This is a genomic window from Micromonospora sp. WMMD708, from assembly GCF_049315245.1.
GTDB lineage: Bacteria > Actinomycetota > Actinomycetes > Mycobacteriales > Micromonosporaceae > Micromonospora > Micromonospora wenchangensis.
Map to the genome: position 1 here is coordinate 18,057 of NZ_CP186060.1, position 16,803 is coordinate 34,859.

15 protein-coding genes and 1 pseudogene are annotated in these 16,803 nt (G+C 71.4%); 9 read left to right on the forward strand and 7 right to left on the reverse strand.

Annotated elements, in window-relative coordinates; translation table 11 throughout:
- Positions 1–8: 8 nt before the first annotated feature.
- A complete protein-coding gene (locus ACN260_RS00075) occupies positions 9–155 on the forward strand; it encodes a hypothetical protein (RefSeq protein WP_169733029.1) in 147 nt (48 codons plus the stop codon).
- On the opposite strand, the gene ACN260_RS00080 is transcribed toward ACN260_RS00075, so the two are convergent.
- Both ACN260_RS00080 and ACN260_RS00085 read right to left on the reverse strand, forming a co-directional pair.
- Positions 145–543: a cupin domain-containing protein gene (locus tag ACN260_RS00080; protein ID WP_422754201.1), complete on the reverse strand. Its 399-nt coding sequence runs from the start codon at positions 541–543 to the stop codon at positions 145–147. The genes ACN260_RS00075 and ACN260_RS00080 overlap by 11 nt on opposite strands.
- 33 nt (positions 544–576) lie before the next feature.
- Positions 577–666, reverse strand: a pseudogene (locus tag ACN260_RS00085) (helix-turn-helix domain-containing protein); the annotation flags it as partial.
- Positions 667–781: 115 nt separating this feature from the next.
- On the opposite strand from ACN260_RS00085, the gene ACN260_RS00090 reads away from it, so the two are divergent.
- Entirely contained in the window at positions 782–1,567 is a 786-nt protein-coding gene (locus ACN260_RS00090; RefSeq protein ID WP_422754202.1) for a class I SAM-dependent methyltransferase, read from the forward strand.
- 90 nt (positions 1,568–1,657) lie between these two features.
- On the opposite strand, the gene ACN260_RS00095 is transcribed toward ACN260_RS00090, so the two are convergent.
- Complete coding sequence (locus ACN260_RS00095) at positions 1,658–1,972, reverse strand: hypothetical protein (protein WP_422754203.1); 315 nt, start codon at positions 1,970–1,972, stop codon at positions 1,658–1,660.
- Positions 1,973–2,266: 294 nt separating this feature from the next.
- Between ACN260_RS00095 and trpS the strand changes: the two genes are divergently transcribed.
- Complete coding sequence (gene trpS, locus ACN260_RS00100) at positions 2,267–3,382, forward strand: tryptophan--tRNA ligase (RefSeq protein WP_422754204.1); 1,116 nt, start codon at positions 2,267–2,269, stop codon at positions 3,380–3,382.
- A 157-nt stretch (positions 3,383–3,539) separates the two neighbouring features.
- Entirely contained in the window at positions 3,540–5,804 is a 2,265-nt protein-coding gene (locus tag ACN260_RS00105; RefSeq protein ID WP_422754205.1) for a hypothetical protein, read from the forward strand.
- Between the two features lie 98 nt (positions 5,805–5,902).
- On the opposite strand, the gene ACN260_RS00110 is transcribed toward ACN260_RS00105, so the two are convergent.
- On the reverse strand, positions 5,903–6,754 hold the full coding sequence (locus ACN260_RS00110) for an SAM-dependent methyltransferase (protein WP_422754206.1): 852 nt from the start codon (positions 6,752–6,754) through the stop codon (positions 5,903–5,905).
- A 536-nt stretch (positions 6,755–7,290) separates the two neighbouring features.
- Between ACN260_RS00110 and ACN260_RS00115 the strand changes: the two genes are divergently transcribed.
- The 5 genes from ACN260_RS00115 (at position 7,291) to ACN260_RS00135 (ending at position 13,744) form a co-directional block, all read left to right on the forward strand.
- Entirely contained in the window at positions 7,291–8,355 is a 1,065-nt protein-coding gene (locus tag ACN260_RS00115; protein WP_422754207.1) for an SMP-30/gluconolactonase/LRE family protein, read from the forward strand.
- Between the two features lie 32 nt (positions 8,356–8,387).
- Entirely contained in the window at positions 8,388–10,103 is a 1,716-nt protein-coding gene (locus ACN260_RS00120; RefSeq protein ID WP_422754208.1) for a PQQ-dependent sugar dehydrogenase, read from the forward strand.
- 281 nt (positions 10,104–10,384) lie between these two features.
- Positions 10,385–11,497: a ricin-type beta-trefoil lectin domain protein gene (locus ACN260_RS00125; RefSeq protein ID WP_422754209.1), complete on the forward strand. Its 1,113-nt coding sequence runs from the start codon at positions 10,385–10,387 to the stop codon at positions 11,495–11,497.
- A gap of 103 nt (positions 11,498–11,600) precedes the next feature.
- Positions 11,601–12,878, forward strand: coding sequence for a cellulose binding domain-containing protein (locus ACN260_RS00130; protein ID WP_422754210.1), 1,278 nt, complete (start codon positions 11,601–11,603; stop codon positions 12,876–12,878).
- A 149-nt stretch (positions 12,879–13,027) separates the two neighbouring features.
- Positions 13,028–13,744: a response regulator transcription factor gene (locus ACN260_RS00135; protein ID WP_422756882.1), complete on the forward strand. Its 717-nt coding sequence runs from the start codon at positions 13,028–13,030 to the stop codon at positions 13,742–13,744.
- Here the strand turns inward: ACN260_RS00135 and ACN260_RS00140 are convergent.
- The 3 genes from ACN260_RS00140 to ACN260_RS00150 all read right to left on the reverse strand — a co-directional run bounded on the left by ACN260_RS00140 (position 13,672) and on the right by ACN260_RS00150 (position 16,671).
- Positions 13,672–14,529 (reverse strand): polyphosphate polymerase domain-containing protein, encoded by an 858-nt coding sequence (locus tag ACN260_RS00140; RefSeq protein ID WP_422754211.1) that lies wholly within the window; start codon positions 14,527–14,529, stop codon positions 13,672–13,674. The genes ACN260_RS00135 and ACN260_RS00140 overlap by 73 nt on opposite strands.
- The gene (locus tag ACN260_RS00145) at positions 14,526–15,119 is read right to left on the reverse strand and encodes a DUF4956 domain-containing protein (protein ID WP_422754212.1); all 594 of its coding nucleotides are present in this window, start codon (positions 15,117–15,119) and stop codon (positions 14,526–14,528) included. The genes ACN260_RS00140 and ACN260_RS00145 overlap by 4 nt, the downstream gene beginning before the upstream one ends.
- A gap of 160 nt (positions 15,120–15,279) precedes the next feature.
- Positions 15,280–16,671, reverse strand: coding sequence for a carbohydrate-binding domain-containing protein (locus ACN260_RS00150; protein WP_422754213.1), 1,392 nt, complete (start codon positions 16,669–16,671; stop codon positions 15,280–15,282).
- Between the last annotated feature and the right edge of the window lie 132 nt (positions 16,672–16,803).

The window sequence follows — 16,803 nt, forward strand, 5'->3', positions numbered from 1 at the left end:
AGAGTGTCATGTCGGTACAGGCGTTCCTCTATGTCGTCGCGGTCATCCTGCTCGTGCTCGCCGCGCTGCCCATCCCCAGCCGTGGCGTCTCGCTCGCCCTGCTCGGGGCGGCGTGCGCCCTGCTGGCGTACGCCTGGCCGGTGATCACCGGTTGACCGGCGGCGGGTGGTGGTGCGGGCCCAGGTGACTGCGCCCACCCTCGTGGTCGAGGATGCAGAGGATCTCGGCCGGGCCGTCGTGCGCACCGAACGCGTGCGGGACCAGGGTGGAGAACTCGGCGGCCTCGTTGGTGCCGACGAGGATCGTCCGCTCGCCGAGGCGCAACTCGACGGTGCCGGAGAGCACGGTGAACCAGTCCCGCCCCGGGTGCACCCGCAGGTCGGTCGGGACGTCCCGGGTGATCCGCAGCTTGGCGACCGTCTGGTTGCTGTCCCGGGACAGCAACCAGGTGGTGACGCCCCGGTTCTCGTCGCAGTGCGGGCGGATCACGACGTCGTCGTCGGCGTCGGACCCGACCAGCCGGTCGAGCGTGATGCCGAGCACCCGGGCGATGGTGGCGACCTGGTCCAGGGCGATCCGGCGGTGCCCGGTCTCGATCCGGCTGAGCGTGGAGGGGCTGATCAGGCAGCGTCGGGCCAGCTCCTCCAGTGACCAGCCGCGGGCCAGCCGCGGGCCAGCCGCAGGCTGCGTACGCGCTGGCGCACCAGGTCCTCCAGATCCCTGTCTTGCCTCATACGCAAGATGCTATGCCGTACGGGCATGACCCGGCTACCGTCGTCGCATGGCACACGACCACCTGATCGAGCTGCTCGACCTGGACGCCGAGGTCCTGCACGACCACTTCCGCGACGTGATCGGCTGGGTCGGCCGGGAGGCCGGCGGGCAGCCCCACGTGGTCGACCTGGGCGCCGGCAGCGGTACGGCCTCCCTGGCCCTCGCCCGGGAGTTGCCCGACGCCACCGTCACCGCGGTCGACCTCTCCCCGGAGATGCTGGCCCATCTGCGTTCCCGGGCCGACGCCGCCGGGCTGGGCGACCGGATCCGGACGGTGCAGGCCGACCTCGACCAGCCCTGGCCCGACCTCGGGCCGACCGGGGTGATCTGGGCCGCCGCGTCCCTGCACCACCTGGCCGATCCGGCGACCGCGCTCGCCCGCGCGTTCGACGCGCTGCGGCCGGACGGACTGCTGGTGGTCGCCGAGGTGGACGCGTTCCCCCGCTTCCTCACCGGCACGCCGGACGAGCAGGTCGAGCGGCGGGTGCACGCCGAGGCGGCGAAGCGCCGGCACGAGGCGGGGATGCACATGCACGAGGACTGGGGCGAGCGGATGACGCAGGCCGGCTTCCGCCCGGTGACCGAGCGACGCTTCGACATCGACCTGCGTCCGCCGTTGCCCGCCGCCGCCGTCCGCTACGCGCAGGTCTCGCTGGGCCGGGCGCGGCACGGGCTCGCCGACCGCCTCTCCCCGGCCGACCTCGCCGCCCTCGATGAGGTCGTGGCGGGGCTGCCGGGCCGGGACGACCTCAGCGTGCGTACCGAGCGGACGGTCTGGCTGGCCCGCCGCTGACCACCGGCCCGTGCCGCCGGGTCCGCGCCGGTTCGACGGTGGACCGGCGCGGGCCCGCTGCGGGATCGGTGCCCGCGGCGACCGGGCGGGTCAGGCGCAGCCGCGGTACTGCAACGCGGCGTCCTTCATGTAGGCCCAGAGCGGCAGGCCGTTCCAGTAGTCGTAGGTCAGCGTCCAGCCGTTGGCGGTGTTGCCGGTCGGGCCGGTGACGACCTGCCCGTAGCGGCGGGTGCCGTACAACGTCGACTCGTTGGGCGCGGTGTACATGCCCGCGTAGTCCCAGACGACGGTGAAACTGCTCGTCGTGCAGGCCGCCTGCGCCGTCCCGGCCGGTGCCAGGGCGGTCAGGGCCGTCGCCGCCACGCCGGCCGCGAGCGTACGCAGCAGGTGTCGTCGTGCGGTCATCGTTTCCTCCACCGGATCGTCGGGGATGGATCTGTCACTGGGAGGCTAGACCATCGGACCGAACGGAGGAGCCGCTCACAGCCGCCCTCCCGCGTGGGCGCCCATCACTATTGTCCGGCCATTATGATCAATTGTGCCGACGGCAGGATCGGCCGGTGTTCCAGTGGTCGAGCCGGGTAACTGGTCGGGACTCGTCGCGGTACCCGGAGACCGAGCTGATGGCGGCGCGCGACGAGTCTGCCGATGCGCGCGCCGTGCAATCATGGCGTCGAGACCGACCCTTCAGGAGATCCTGTGACTACCGCCGTACCCCAGACCGAAGACGCCGGTGCCGCCGCCGCGGCCGGGCCGACCGACGCGCTCGGGACGTCCGCCGCGCAGGCCCGTAGCGCCGTGCTGGAGGAGCTGATCCGCAAGGACCCGGGGCGGTTCCGGGTGCTCACCGGGGACCGCCCCACGGGCCGCCTGCACCTCGGTCACTTCTTCGGCACGCTGCACAACCGGGTCCGGCTCCAGGAACTCGGCGTGGAACTGTTCGTGATCATCGCGGACTACCAGGTCCTCACCGACCGCGACGTGGCGGACAATCTGCTCCAGCACGTCGAGGAACTGGTCCTGGACTACCTGGCCATCGGGGTGGATCCGGCCCGCAGCACGATCTTCACGCACGGGGCGGTGCCGGCACTCAACCAGTTGATGCTGCCGTTTCTCAGCCTCGTCTCGGTCTCTGAACTCAACCGCAATCCCACCGTCAAGGACGAGATTTCCCACTCGCGGCAGTCGGCGGTCAGCGGGTTGATGTTCACCTATCCCGTCCACCAGGCCGCCGACATCCTGTTCTGCAAGGCGAATCTGGTTCCGGTCGGCCAGGACCAGCTTCCGCACCTCGAACTCACCCGGACGATCGCCCGTCGTTTCAACGACCGGTACGGCGCCGGTTCGGTGGTGTTCCCCCAGCCCGACGCGTTGTTGTCGAGCGCCCCGCTGTTGCTCGGCACGGACGGCACCAAGATGAGCAAGAGCCGGAACAACGCCATCACGCTCGCCGCCACCGTCGACGAGACCGCCCGGCTGGTCAAGGGGGCGAAGACGGACTCGGAGCGGCACATCAGCTACGACCCGGCCACCCGTCCGGAGGTGTCGTCGCTGCTGCTGCTGGCGGCCCTGTGTCAGGGGCGCAGCCCGGAGCAGGTGGCCGCCGACATCGGGTCGGCGGGGGCGGCGGCGCTCAAGAAGGTCGTCACCGAGTCGGTCAACGAGTACCTGGCCCCGATCCGGGCCCGCCGGGCCGAGTACGGGCAGGACCGGGCCCACCTGCGGGCCGTCCTGAGCGAGGGCAACGAGCGGGCACGGGCGGTGGCCGACGCCACCCTGGCCGAGGTGCGGGCGGCGATGAACACCTGCTACTGACGTCGGGGTCTCCGCTGGGCCGGCGGCGGGAGGGACCCGCATCGTCGGGGTCGCCACCCGTACCGGTGAACCTGTGGCATCACCGCCGGGACGCCGACGTCCCGCGGGCTACGTTGCCTGTGGCGGGGTGTCCGCCCAACCCATCGGAGCCACGAGCATGTCACCTGTCGGCCAGGACCTCGCTCTCTTTCGGGCGCGCAGCGAGCTGGGGAGCAAAGGTGAACTCGACCTGGGCCTCGCGGGTGGCCGACGGGGCCGCATAACGTCGGCCGTCGTACGGGAGCTCTGCCTCAACCCCGGCGAGAAGCCCAAGCAGCTGAAGCTGAGCAACGCTACGGTCGACGGCTGTTTGGACCTCTCGGGCAGGCTGATCGAACATCCGCTGACCTTCGTCGACTGCACGTTCGGTGACGGAGTGCGCCTGTTGCGGGCCCGCGCCGAGAAGCCCGTCGAATTCCACGCCTGCGAGATCGAAGACGTCGAGGCCACGCTGCTGAAGAGTGAGTGCGACCTCGTGCTCCGTCGGTGCAGTACCCGCGTCACACTCACCGGTGCCGAGATCAAGGGCGACCTCGTCCTCACCGACAACCTGCTGCGGGCCGCCGGTGGCGCGGCGCTGAACGCGGCCGAGATGCTTGTCGAGGGGAGCCTCCATCTCAACGGGACCGAGGTCCACGGCGCGGTGAACCTCGCCTCGACGCGGATCCGGCAGGTGCTGGACTGCCGGGGCGGCCAGTTCCACAACCAGGGCGGCCTCGCGTGGGACGCACCCCACCTGGATGTCGGCGACGACCTGGTCTGCGAGGCCGGATTCGCCGCGTACGGCGCGTTGTCGATGCCGTCCGCGCGGGTCAAGGCGCTGCGCTTCGGCGGTGCCACCCTCGTCCACCCGGAGGGGGTGGCGTTGCACGCGGACAGCGTGACGGTGGACACCAGTGTCTACCTCAACCACGGCTTCCACGCCACCGGATCCGTGCGCCTGGTCGGCGCGCGGATCGGCGGCGAACTCCTGTGCAGCGGCGGCGTTTTCGAGAGCCGGGCCCGTAAAGCGATCGAGGCGGAACGTCTCGACGCCGGGGACATCTACCTCGACTGCGGGTTCGTCGCCCGGGGCGGTGTCGGCCTCGCCGGCGCAACGGTGGCCCGGCAGCTGACCTGCACCGGTGGTCAGTTCGACAACCCGGGCGGGTACGCCCTCGATGCCGACGGGTTGTCGTGTGGACGCAGCGTCTTCCTCGACGCGTACCCGGACGGCAGGGGCTTCACCGCCAACGGTCAGGTCCGGCTCATGGGCGTCAGCGTCGGGGACGAGCTGAACTGCACGGGTGGCTACTTCAACTGCCCGGCGGGGATCGCGCTCAACGCGGACGGCCTGACCACCGAGGGAAACGTCTTCCTCGACGGGCAGTTCCGGGCGGTCGGTGAGGTACGGCTCGCCCGGGCGACAGTGGGACGGCAGTTGCGCTGTACGGGTGCGTCGCTGGACGGGTGCGGCGGTCTCGCGCTTGACCTCTCCGGCGTGGTGGCACAGGGCGACGTCGAACTCAACGACGGCTTCCAGGCAGACGGCGAGGTACGCCTCTACGGCGCCCGGGTGGCCCGTAACGTCGACTTCACCAACGGTCGACTCACCCGGGTGGGGAACCGGGCACTGCAGGCGAACAAGCTCCGGGTGGGGGGCAGCCTGTACTGGCGGCTGGTCGAGGCGCCGGCCGGGCTGGTGGATCTGTCCTTCGCGGAGCTCAACACCCTCGCCGACGACGGCAGGAGTTGGCCGACCGGCAGGGACCAGGTGATCATCGAGGGGTTGACCTATCTCTCCCTCGACAGCGGGATCAGCCTGACCGACCGCCTCACGGTGTGGAACAACACGAAGATCTACTCGTTGCAGCAGTACAAGGAACTCGCCAGGGCGTACAGCGCAGCCGGCCGGGAGTACGACGCCCGGGACGTCCTGATCGCCGGGTTTCAGCAGCAGCGCGCCCGGGGGTCACTGAGGTGGCCGTCGAGGGTGTGGAACTTCCTTCTCGACCATTCGGTCCGGTTCGGCTACAAGATGTGGCGCCCGGTCCTTCCGCTCGTCGTGCTCGGCGCCATCATGGGATTCGTGTTCCAGGCGGCGTTCGATCCGTCGGACCAGTTCACCCACTCGCTCGTCGTGCCCATCAATCATCAGGTTCATGATCCGAACGACACGCAGCGACCCCCCTACTCGGACTATCCCGACTTCCACCCCTTCATCTACTCGTTCCAGTTGCTGGTTCCGATCATCAACGTGCGTCAACTGGACTTCTGGATAGCCAGCGGCAGAGGGTTCTGGGGAACGGCGCTGTTGTACTACACCTGGGGCGCCATCGTGCTGGGCTGGCTGGTGGGTATCGCCTTGGCGGCGGGGGTGAACCACGTCCTGCGGCACCGGTAGGCCGGCCGGCGGTGGGCCGGACCGCACCCGGAGCCGGCCGCCGGCCGGGGTCGTCCCCGGGTGGGGGCCGGATACCCGGCCGGCGGCAGCGCCGGGTCTCAGGGCTTACGGGCCACCCCACCGACGATCGTGTGGTAGGTGGCGGTCTGCCGGGAGTCGTCCTCGCCGTCCGGGTGCCACTCGGCCAGCGGAACCAGCCCGGGCGGGATCAGCTCCAGGTCGCCGAAGAAGCCGAGAATCTCGTCCCGGGTACGCCACCGGCCGGTGCCCAGCGTCTCGTTGAAGACCTTCTCCACCGCCCGCGCCCTCGCCGAGACCTCCGGCTGGGCCGCGCCCGGGTCGTAGAAGTGCGAGATGGCCAGGTAGCTGCCGGAGGGGAGGGCGTCGATCAGCCGGCGGGCCACCCCGGCGGGGTCGTCGTCGTCGTGCAGGTGGTGCAGGATCGCCAGGAGCAGCAGCCCGACCGGCTGGTCGAAGTCGATCAGCTTGCGGTCGCGCATCTCCGCCAGCAGTTCGTCCGGCTGCCGGACGTCGGCACCGACCACGGTGGTGGTCCGGGCGTCGGCGAGCAGTGCCCGCCCGTGGGCGAGGGCCATCGGGTCGTTGTCCACGTAGACCACCCGGGCGTCCGGGTCGACCTGGTGGGCGATCTCGTGCACGTTGCCCCGGGTGGGCAGGCCGGAACCGAGGTCGAGGAACTGGCGGATGCCGGCCTCGGCGGCCAGGTAGCGCACCGACCGGCGCAGGAAGGCCCGGCAGGCCCGCCCGGCCTCCGGGCCGTCGGGGGTGACCTGCATCGCCATCTGGGCGGCTTCCCGGTCGACCGCGAAGTTGTCCTTGCCGCCGAGGTAGTAGTCGTACACCCGGGCGATGCTGGGTCGGGTGGTGTCGACGCCCGGCGGCGCCGCCTTGTCGCTCGTCAACGCTTCGATCCCTCCGAACAGGGCCATGGTCGGTGAATACTGGCGGGGAGACCACGACACCCATGGCTGCCGAACCGGTGCCGGCCCACGACGTGGGTCGGATCTGCCCTGAGGGTAGATGAGCGCGCTCCCAACGTCGATTCCGCCTCTGTCGGGATCGCGGCAGGTGGGCACGAATCGGAACCGTCGGTGGGCCACGCGGCCCGTCCGGGGTCCACAGTCGAGCCGTCCACGGTGGCCGGTGACGGAACGTCGTACCGGCGGCGGCGACAGGTCGTGTCGGAAAGGCCGGACGGCCCCGGGCGGCTCCATCGATCAGCCCCGATCAGCATGTGGACTCCGCCGCCGGTCGGTTCTCGGGGGGTGGCGGACAATCCGACTGCATTGACCAGCATCTTAGTGAGAAATCCGGATCCCGGCCGGGATCGGCTGATCGCCACCCATGCGGTGCGGTGGTTCCTAATTTATGCTCCCCCATGATGCATCGATGTCCGTAGATTAGTTGCCACCACCCCGCGACCGCCGCCGACGACGGCGGATCCGCTCGCCGATCGGAGTTCCCGATGGTCCTGCAACCGGCCGCCACCGCGCTGGCCAGCCTGCTGCTCGCCCTGCCCGCCGCCGTCCCGGCGGGCCCCGACACCGCGCCCGCGCCGTCCCTGCGGGCCGTACCGTCGACCGGGCAGTCCGCCACCCTCGCCGGCCCGCCCGGCGCGCCACCCGGCGTCTGCCCGGCCGGCACCGGCTACGGCCCGCCGCTGCCGTCGACCTCGGTCACGGCCACGAAGATCCGTGGCGGCTTCGCCTTCCTGGAGGGGCCCGTCTGGATCGCCGACCGGGGCTACCTGCTCTTCTCCGACATGGCCGCACCGACCGGGTCGGAGTACGTCCAGCCGTCGACGATCCGGCGGTTCACCCCGCCGGCCACCTTCGACACCTTCCTCGGCAACGCCGGCAGCAACGGGCTCGCGCTCACCCCCGACGGGCAGCAGCTCGTGGCCGCCACGCACGACCAGCGCAGCGTCTCGACGTACCGGCTCGACAACCTGGCCCGGGGGGTGGTCGCCGGCAACTACCAGGGCCGGGCGTTCAACTCTCCCAACGACGTGGCGGTCCGCTCGGACGGTGTCGTCTACTTCACCGACCCCAACTTCCAGCGGGGCAACCGCCCCGACCAGATGGGCGGGCGGACCAGCGTCTTCCGCGTGTCCAACGGCCAGGTGTCGCTGGTCGACGACGCGCTGCGCCAGCCCAACGGCATCGCACTCTCCCCGGACGGCGGCACCCTCTACGTCGGCGCCTACGGCGAGAACAAGATCTACAAGTACGCCGTCCAGCCCGACGGCAGCACCGGCCCCCGCAGCGTGTTCGTCAACTACGTCGGCGGCCCGGACGGCGGCACGATCGACTGCGCCGGCAACGTCTACTGGACCTCCGGCGGCGACGGGCTGGTGCACGTCTACTCGCCCACGGGCAGCCAACTCGGCACGATCCGCTCCGGCGTAAGCGGCACCACCAACGTGGCGTTCGGCGGGTCCGACCGGCGCACCCTCTTCGTCACCTCGGGCCGGACGAACGACTCCGGGCTGTACAGCGTGCGGCTCAACGTGCCCGGCTACCCGTACTGACCACGACCGGGCTTCCAGGAAGGGACCACCGCGTGCGAACCAGTTACCGCCATCCCCGTCGCATCGTCGGCCTCGCGCTGCTGACCAGCGCCTGCACCGTCCTGGCCGGCGCCCCCGTCACCGCCGGCCCGCCGGCCGCGCCGGGCGGGACGACCCTCGTCCGGGCCGCCGCCGACACCCGGCCGCCCACCGCGCCGGGCTACCTGCGCAGCACCCGGCTGACCTGTCAGTCGGTCACGCTCGCCTGGTCGGCGTCCCGGGACGACGTCGGGGTCGCGTACTACGACATCTACCACGACGGCCAACTGGTCACCTCGGTCGCCGGCAACACGCTCACCGCCACCCTCACCGTGGCGCAGGGCGTCACCTGGGGGTGGTACGTCAACGCCCGGGACGCCGCCGGCAACGTGTCGCAGGCCAGTGCCACGCTCTCCGTGACGCCGCCGTTCTGCCAGGCGGACACCCAGCGGCCCACCACCCCGACCAACCTCGCCGCCACCGCCAACGGCACCGACGTGACCCTGACCTGGACGGCGTCCACCGACAACGTGGCGGTCACCCGGTACGACATCCTGCGCGGCGGGGTGACGGTCGGCTCGGTCACCGGCACGGCCGGCAACCCGCCGGCGACCTCGTTCACCGACACCGCACTGGCCGCCGACACCGAGTACCGCTACACGGTCGTCGCCCGGGACGCGCAGGGCAACACCTCCACGGCGAGCAGCGCGGTGACCGTGCGTACCGGGTCGGCCTGCACCAGCGCGGTCTGCGGCACGACGGTGGTCACCACCGAGCGGGACCTGCCGTGGGGGCTCGTGCAACTGCCGGACGGCACGGTGCTCTACGGCCGGCGCGACCTGTTCGACGTCGTCGCGATGAACCCGGACGGCAGCAACAAGCGCAGCATCGGCACGGTGCCCAACGTGGCCGGCACCAACGGCGAGGGCGGGGTGCTGGGGCTTGCCGTGTCGTCGAGCTTCAGCACCGACCGGTGGCTGTACATCTACCACACCACCACGACCGACAACCGGATCGTCCGCATCCGCTACGACGGGACGTTGCAGACCGGCACGGTGCAGGTGCTGCTGACCGGCATCCCGCGCAACAAGTACCACAACGGCGGGCGACTGCGGTTCGGCCCCGACGGGATGCTCTACGCCGCCACCGGCGACGGGCAGAGCCCGGACCGCGCCCAGGACGTCAACGACCTGGGCGGCAAGGTGCTCCGGATCCGCCCCGACGGCACCGTGCCGTCGGACAACCCGTTCGGCAACGCGGTCTGGAGCTACGGGCACCGCAACCCGCAGGGGCTGGCGTTCGACTCCCGTGGCCGGCTCTTCGAGCAGGAGTTCGGCAACAACGTCATGGACGAGACCAACATCATCGTCCGGGGCGGCAACTACGGGTGGCCGGCCTGCGAGGGCACCACGGGGTCCTGCGCCAACCCGAACTTCATCGCCCCGATCCGCACCTACCCGGTGGCCGAGGCGTCGTGCAGCGGCCTGGCCATCGTCCGGGACGTGCTCTACCTCGGCTGTCTGCGGGGCAACCGGATGTACCGGGCGGTGATCAGCGGGAACACCCTCACCGACGTGCAGCAGTACTTCGTCGGCACGTACAGCCGGCTGCGGACCGTCGAGCCGACCCTCGACGGGAACCTGTGGCTGACCACGAGCACCGGCGGTGACAAGGACAGTATCCCCAACAACAGCAACGAGCGGATCCTCAAGGTGACCCTGGGCAGGTAGCCCACTTTCCCGGTGACCGCCCCCGGCCCACCCGGGGGCGGTCACCGGGTGTGGACCAGGTCCGTGCCAAGAATTTACAATGGTCGTTGTTAACGCTCACAAACCGTCCCAGTGTCGAGGGCGTGGTGGTGCCGAAGCGGCGACCGGCGTGACCGGTGGGTCCGGGTGGCCGTAGGCCGCCGTACCCACCGGCCGGCCCGCCCGGACGTGTCGCCAGACCACCATGGCGGCCGACCGGCCACGTTCCCCGGCCAGCTCCACCGATCCAGGGGAGAAAGTCCATGCGAACGAGGGCACGATGGCTCGCGGCGCTCGCCGTACTCGGTGTCATGACCGCCGGGGTGGTGACACCCACCGGCCCCGCCCACGCCGAATCCAACGGCGGGGTACGGGTCATGCCGCTCGGCGACTCCATCACCGAGGGCACCCAGGTGCCCGGTGGCTACCGGATCGGGCTCTGGCAGCGCCTGGCCGCCGGCCGGTACACGATCGACTTCACCGGATCGCAGTTCAACGGACCGGGCAGTCTCGGTGACCACGACCACGAGGGGCATCCCGGCTGGCGCATCGACCAGATCGACGCCAACATCGTCGGTTGGCTGAACAGCCAACGGCCGCAGAGCGTGCTGCTGCACATCGGCACCAACGACATCCTGCAGAACTACAACGTGGGCACCGCGCCGAACCGGCTCTCCACCCTGATCGACAAGATCACCACCACCGTGCCCACCGCCGAGGTGTTCGTCGCGCAGCTCATCCCGCTGTCCAACAGCAACCAGGCGGCCGCCGTACGGACCTTCAACGCGGCGCTGCCCGGAATCGTGTCGAGCAAGGTGAACGCCGGCAAGCGGGTGCACCTGGTCGACATGTACAGCGCCCTGTCCACCGCCGACCTGATCGACGGCATCCACCCCACCTCCGGCGGCTACGACAAGATGGCCGCCCGCTGGTACAGCGCCCTGCAGTCGGTGCCCGGCAGCATCGGCAACCCGGGCAACAGCGGCGGACAGACCACCACGATCGTCGGCACCCCGTCGGGCCGGTGCGTCGACGTGCCCGGCTCCGCCACCACCAACGGGCTCCAGGTGCAGCTCTGGGACTGCCACGGCGGCACCAACCAGCAGTGGACGTACACCTCCGGCCGGGCGTTGACCGTGCTCGGCACCAAGTGCCTGGACGCCGCCGGCTACGGCACCACCCCCGGCACCCTGGTCACCACGTACGACTGCCACGGCGGCACCAACCAGCAGTGGAACGTCAACGCCAACGGCACCATCACCGGCGTGCAGTCCGGCCTCTGCCTCGACGCCAACGGCGGGGCCACCGCCAACGGCACGAAGCTCGTCCTGTGGACCTGCAACGGCCAGGCCAACCAGCAGTGGAGCCGGCGGTAGCCCGCAGCCCCGTCCAGCGAAGGAGATGCCTGAAGTGACGCTACCGACAGATCGACCCCCCACCCCACCCCCGGCCGGCCGCCGGACCTCCGTAGCCCGGTCCGTGAGCTGGCTCTCGGCCGGCCTCGCGGTGCTCCTCGGCCTCGTGGTGACCGCGAGCACGCCGCACGCCGCGGTGGCGGCGGCGGACAACCCCTACCAGCGCGGCCCGGACCCGACCCCGGCCAGTGTGGCCGCCACCCGGGGTCCGTTCGCCACCACGCAGGCGACCGTGCCGGCGGGCAACGGCTTCAACGGCGGGTTCGTCTACTACCCGACCGACACCAGCCTGGGCACCTGGGGCGCGGTGGCGATCGTGCCCGGGTACTCCGCCCTGTTCGCCAACGAGGAGGCCTGGATGGGCCCCTGGCTGGCGTCCTTCGGGTTCGTGGTGCTCGGGATCGAGACCAACAGCCGGACCGACGGCGCCGACGCCCGGGCCACCCAGCTGCTCGCGGGGCTGGACTACCTCACCCGGACCAGCCCGGTGCGCAGCCGGGTGGACCCCAACCGGCTCAGCGTGATGGGCCACTCCGCAGGCGGCGCAGGCACGCTGCTGGCCGCGCTGCGGCGGCCGTCGCTGCGGACCGCGGTCGGCCTCGCCCCCGGTACGCCCGGCAACAATCTGAACATGTCCACCACCCAGGTCCCCACCCTGCTCCTGTCGGGGCAGAACGACGGCACCGTCACCCCGTCCTACGTGCAGGGCATCTACAACACGCTGCCCGCCGGGGTGGAGCACGCCTGGGCGGAGCTGGCCGGCAACGACCACCTGTCGTTCACCCGGCCGAACCCGACCGAGATGCGGCTGCTGATCCCCTGGCTCAAGATCTTCCTGGACTACGACACCCGCTACACGCAGTTCCTCTGCCCGTTGGCGAACAGCACCGGCGTCTCCCGGTACAGCTCCACCTGCCCCCTGGTGCCGCCGGGCGGGCCGACGATCCCGCCCACGACCACCCCGCCGCCGACGACCCCGCCCCCCACCACGCCGCCGCCCACCACGCCCCCGCCCACCACGCCGCCGCCGACGACCCCGCCGCCCGGAACCGCCTGCACCGCGACGTACCGCACGGTCGGCTCGTGGTCCGGTGGCTTCCAGGGCGAGGTCACGGTGACCGCGGGTAGCGCCGCCGTCAACGGCTGGACCACCCGCTGGCAGTTGGGCAGCGGACAGGGCATCAGCCAGGTCTGGAACGGCACGCTGAGCACCAGCGGCACGACCGCGACCGTGCGCAACGCCGACTACAACGGCACCCTCGCCCCCGGCACCTCGACGACCTTCGGCTTCCTCGGCACCGGCACGCCGGCCAGCCCGTCGCCGACCTGCACCAGCCCCTGAACGCCGCCGCCGCCCACCCGACGCCACGTCGGGTGGGCGGCGGCGGGCGACCGTCCGGTCGTCGGTGGCAGGTCGTTCACAGCTGATCCACAGCCGACTGCGAGGCCGTTCCCCACCATGTCCCGTACGAACAGTGCGTGATTTCCCCGATGTCCAGGGTGCTCGTCGTGGACGACGATCCGAACCTGCGGATGCTGCTCTCGGCGACGCTGGGCAGACACGACTTCGAGGTCCGGGTGGCCGCCGACGGCCGGGAGGCGCTGGTCGTGGCAGCGGACTTCGACCCGCACCTGGTGGTGCTCGACGTGATGCTCCCGGACGTGGACGGTTTCCAGGTCGCCCGCAGCCTGTGGGCCGGACCGGGCCCCGGGGTGCCGGTGCTGTTCCTCACCGCCCGCGACGAGCTGGCCGACCGCATCGCCGGGCTGGCCGCCGGGGCCGACGACTACGTCACCAAGCCGTTCAGCCTGGAGGAGCTGGTGCTCCGGGTGCGGGCGGTCCTACGGCGGTGCCGGGCCGACCAGGAGGCGCGGGCCGACGGCCTGCTGTGCTTCGCCGACCTGGAACTGGACGAGGAGGCCCACGAGGTGCGCCGGGGCGGGCACCCGGTCCCGTTGTCGCCCACCGAGTTCAACCTGCTGCGGTTCCTGCTCGCCAACGCGGGCCGGGTGGTCAGCAAGGCGCAGATCCTCGACGGGGTGTGGCAGTACCGCTTCGGCGGCGACGGCCGGATCGTCGAGTCGTACGTCCACTGCCTGCGCCGGAAGATCGACCGTTGGGACCCGCCCCTGATTCACACCGTCCGGGGCGTCGGATACGCGTTGCGGCTGCCGCCGGGGCCGGCGGCGACGGCTCCTCCGGGGTGAGGCGTCCCCTGCCCGGCGGGTGTGGGGTGGAAGTGCCGGCGCAGGGTGCGTCGCCAGCGTCCGGCAGGTAGTTCGGGGTCGAGCGCGGCCAGCCCGGTCGCGTACTTGGAGATGGCCACCGGGCGGTGACCCTGCCGCCAGAGCAGCCGGTCGACGTGGGAGGCGGTGGAGCCGGTCTTGGTCTCGATGATGGCCAGGTCGGGCAGGGCCAGCCGTCGGCCGCGGTGGTCCTCCCAGCGCAGCGCGACGTCGATGGTCGCCCGGCTGGCGGTCGCCGGCAGGTAGAGCGTGCTGCGCAGGTAGCTGGTGGTGAGGGTCGGCGCGAAGGTCAGGTCGGGACCGGTGCTCAGCGCCGCGAGCACCCCGTCGACGAACGGCCGGCCGGGGGCGAGGGTGCCGCTGTCGTCGGGGCGGTAGGGCAGCCGTTCCTTGACCGTGCCGCCCCGGGTGCCCTCCGTCTTCACCTCCAGCCAGCACAGGCCGGAGTCCAGGTAGGTCCGTGTTCTGATCTTGAAGCGGCGGCGGCGTCGGCGGGCGGTGAGCCGGAAGCTGACCAGGTCGGCGGTGTCGAAGTAGATCGACTCGTAGCGGAACGCGCGCCTGCCGTCGATCTCCAGCACCTGGTCGGTGTGGTCGAGCCCGGCGAGCAGGCGCGGCAGCTCGGCGAGCGGCAGGAGGTACTTGCGGTCGAACCGGGTCTGTAGCGCGGCGCGCTCGGTCAGTTCCGCGAGGCCGATCGGCGTGAGCTGGGTCAGCGCCGTGGCGGTCGGGTCGACGGCGGTCACCGTACGGCCCTCGCGTCGACCGGCCGCCGCCCGCCGGTGGCGGTGACCCGGGGTCGCGAGTAGCGGACGTCCACGACCGTGGTGTCGTTGACCAGGTCGACCCGCTCGACGTTGACGTTGTGCACCCGGGCGCCGAGCAGCTGCTCCAGGTGCGCGGTGAGGGCGACCGAGTCGGTGACCGCGCTGTCCAGCACGATGACGTGCCGCCGGTAGCGGCGCAGCAGCCGGGGGTGGTCCCCGACGAACATCACGGCGAGGATCAGCGCCGTCAGCGCGCCGACCGTCCAGACCGAGGTGCCGGCGAGCGGGCCGAGGATGCCGAGCGCGAGTGCCGAGAAGTAGTACGCCACCTCGTGCTGGTCGAGTTCCGTGGAGCGGAGCCGGATGATCGACAGCACTCCGAACAGGCCCAGCCCGAGCCCGGCGCCGACGGTGCTGCTGCTCAGTGAGCTGGCCACCGCGAAGACGCCGACGTTGACGCCGAGGTAGGCCACCACCAGGTCCCGCCGTCGGTGGCGCGGGAAGTACAGCGCGAAGACGAGCAGGACCACGGCGACCAGGTCCATTGCGGCCAGGACCAAGCGGGACATGTTTGCTCCTTGGGGGTGTCCGCCGGCCGGTTCCCGTGTACGGCGTCCGGCGGTGGGCATCGGATCTGGCAGTGGTGCACCGGCGGGGCCGACGGCGGACACCGTCGGCCGACCGGTGCGGTCCGGGCCCGGTCGGACCCGGACCGCAGGGCCCGGGGGCTCAGAACCGCCCGTACCGGCCGGCGGTGACGCCGGTCAGCACCCGGGTGGCCCCGGTGATGCTGCCGCCGGTGTAGAGACCGCCGACGTTGGTGCCGGTCACGCTGCCGCCGGTGTAGATGTCGTACCGCTGGCCGTTGGTGATCCGGTTGGACGAGAAGACGACCTCCCGCACGGTGGCCGAGGTCCGGTACGAGCCCAGCACCGTGCTGCCGGACACCACGTGCACGATGGTGTTGGCGGCGAGGTTGGCGTTGAACCGGGGGGCCACCCAGCCCTGGCCGGTGTTCGGCACCGCCTGGAACACGGCCAGCGAGGTCAGCGCCGCGCCCACCACGGTGCCGCCGGTGAAGGCGATCGGGCCGTCGGCGTCGATCGCGCCCTCGCCGCCGCCCCGGGTGCTGGAGCCCCGGGCGACCACGGTGCCACCGGCGAAGGTGAGCGACCCGTTGGAGTCGAACCCGTCCGTGCCGCCGGTGGCCACCACCGTGCCGCCGGTGACCTTGATGAACGCGATCGCGGACGGCTCCATGTGGCCGAGTCCCTCCTCGGCGGCGTTGACCGCGTCGTCGCTGGCCACGACGGTGATGTTGCCGCCGCTGATGGTGGTCCGGAGCCCTTCCAACGCTTCGTACGACCGGGTGACGTTGATGGTGCCGCCGGAGATGTTCAGGTCGTTCTCACCCTTGATGGCGTCGTCGGCGACCGAGGCGGTGATCGTGCCGTTGGTGATGGTGAGCACGCCCTTGCCGGCCTCGGTGTCGTTGGACTTGAGCCCGTCGCCGCCGGACGAGGTCACGGCGATCGTGCCGCCGTTGACGGTGAGCGAGTCCTTGCCCCGGATCGCGTCGTCGACCGCGTTGACGGTGATGGTGCCGGACTGGATGACCAGGTCGTCCTTGCTGACGATGCCGTCGGCGTGGTTGGCGCGCACGGTCAGCGCGCCGGTGCCGCCGATGGTCAGGTCGGCGGCGCTGAACAGGGCGGCGTCCGGCTCGCCGGTGTTGGTGTACGTCGCCGCGTCGGTGAGGGTGTTGCTGGTGCCGGCGGCCAGCGTGAGGGTGACCGCGCCGGCGTTCGTCACGTACAGCGGCGAGGAGGTGGTGTTGGTGATCGAGGCTCCGGCGAGGACGAGTTCCACGGTGCCGGTGACGGCGGTGTCGACCTTGACGTAGCCGTTGTTCAGCGTGCCCCTGATCTCGTAGGAGCCGGGCGCGGTGATGGTGACGGCGCTGCCGGCGACGGTGACGTTGCTGCCGGTGACGCTCGCGCTGGAGCCGTTGAGGGTGATCGTGGCGGTCGCGGCGGCGACGGCGGCGACGGCGAGTGGGCCGGCCAGCAGCGTGGCGGTGAGTCCGGCCAGGACGGCGGTACGGCGTGCGGTGGCTGTCATGGGGGTCCTGTTCCTCGGTGCGGGCGGAGGGGGTGCGCGGGGCCCGGGCGCGGTGCGGACGCCTCGACGACCGGCCGTCGGCAAGGTGAACGGCGGGTGAACGAGGCTTGGCATTGACGATGCTAAATGAAA

Excerpts from the sequence above, each read along its gene's own strand:
- ACN260_RS00075 (WP_169733029.1), top strand. The coding sequence starts at position 9 with ATGTCGGTACAGGCGTTCCTCTATGTCGTCGCGGTCATCCTGCTCGTG.
- ACN260_RS00090 (WP_422754202.1), top strand. The coding sequence starts at position 782 with ATGGCACACGACCACCTGATCGAGCTGCTCGACCTGGACGCCGAGGTC.
- ACN260_RS00095 (WP_422754203.1), bottom strand. The coding sequence starts at position 1,972 with ATGACCGCACGACGACACCTGCTGCGTACGCTCGCGGCCGGCGTGGCG.
- ACN260_RS00105 (WP_422754205.1), top strand. The coding sequence starts at position 3,540 with ATGTCACCTGTCGGCCAGGACCTCGCTCTCTTTCGGGCGCGCAGCGAG.
- ACN260_RS00110 (WP_422754206.1), bottom strand. The coding sequence starts at position 6,754 with ATGGCCCTGTTCGGAGGGATCGAAGCGTTGACGAGCGACAAGGCGGCG.
- ACN260_RS00115 (WP_422754207.1), top strand. The coding sequence starts at position 7,291 with ATGGTCCTGCAACCGGCCGCCACCGCGCTGGCCAGCCTGCTGCTCGCC.
- ACN260_RS00125 (WP_422754209.1), top strand. The coding sequence starts at position 10,385 with ATGCGAACGAGGGCACGATGGCTCGCGGCGCTCGCCGTACTCGGTGTC.
- ACN260_RS00135 (WP_422756882.1), top strand. The coding sequence starts at position 13,028 with ATGTCCAGGGTGCTCGTCGTGGACGACGATCCGAACCTGCGGATGCTG.
- ACN260_RS00145 (WP_422754212.1), bottom strand. The coding sequence starts at position 15,119 with ATGTCCCGCTTGGTCCTGGCCGCAATGGACCTGGTCGCCGTGGTCCTG.
- ACN260_RS00150 (WP_422754213.1), bottom strand. The coding sequence starts at position 16,671 with ATGACAGCCACCGCACGCCGTACCGCCGTCCTGGCCGGACTCACCGCC.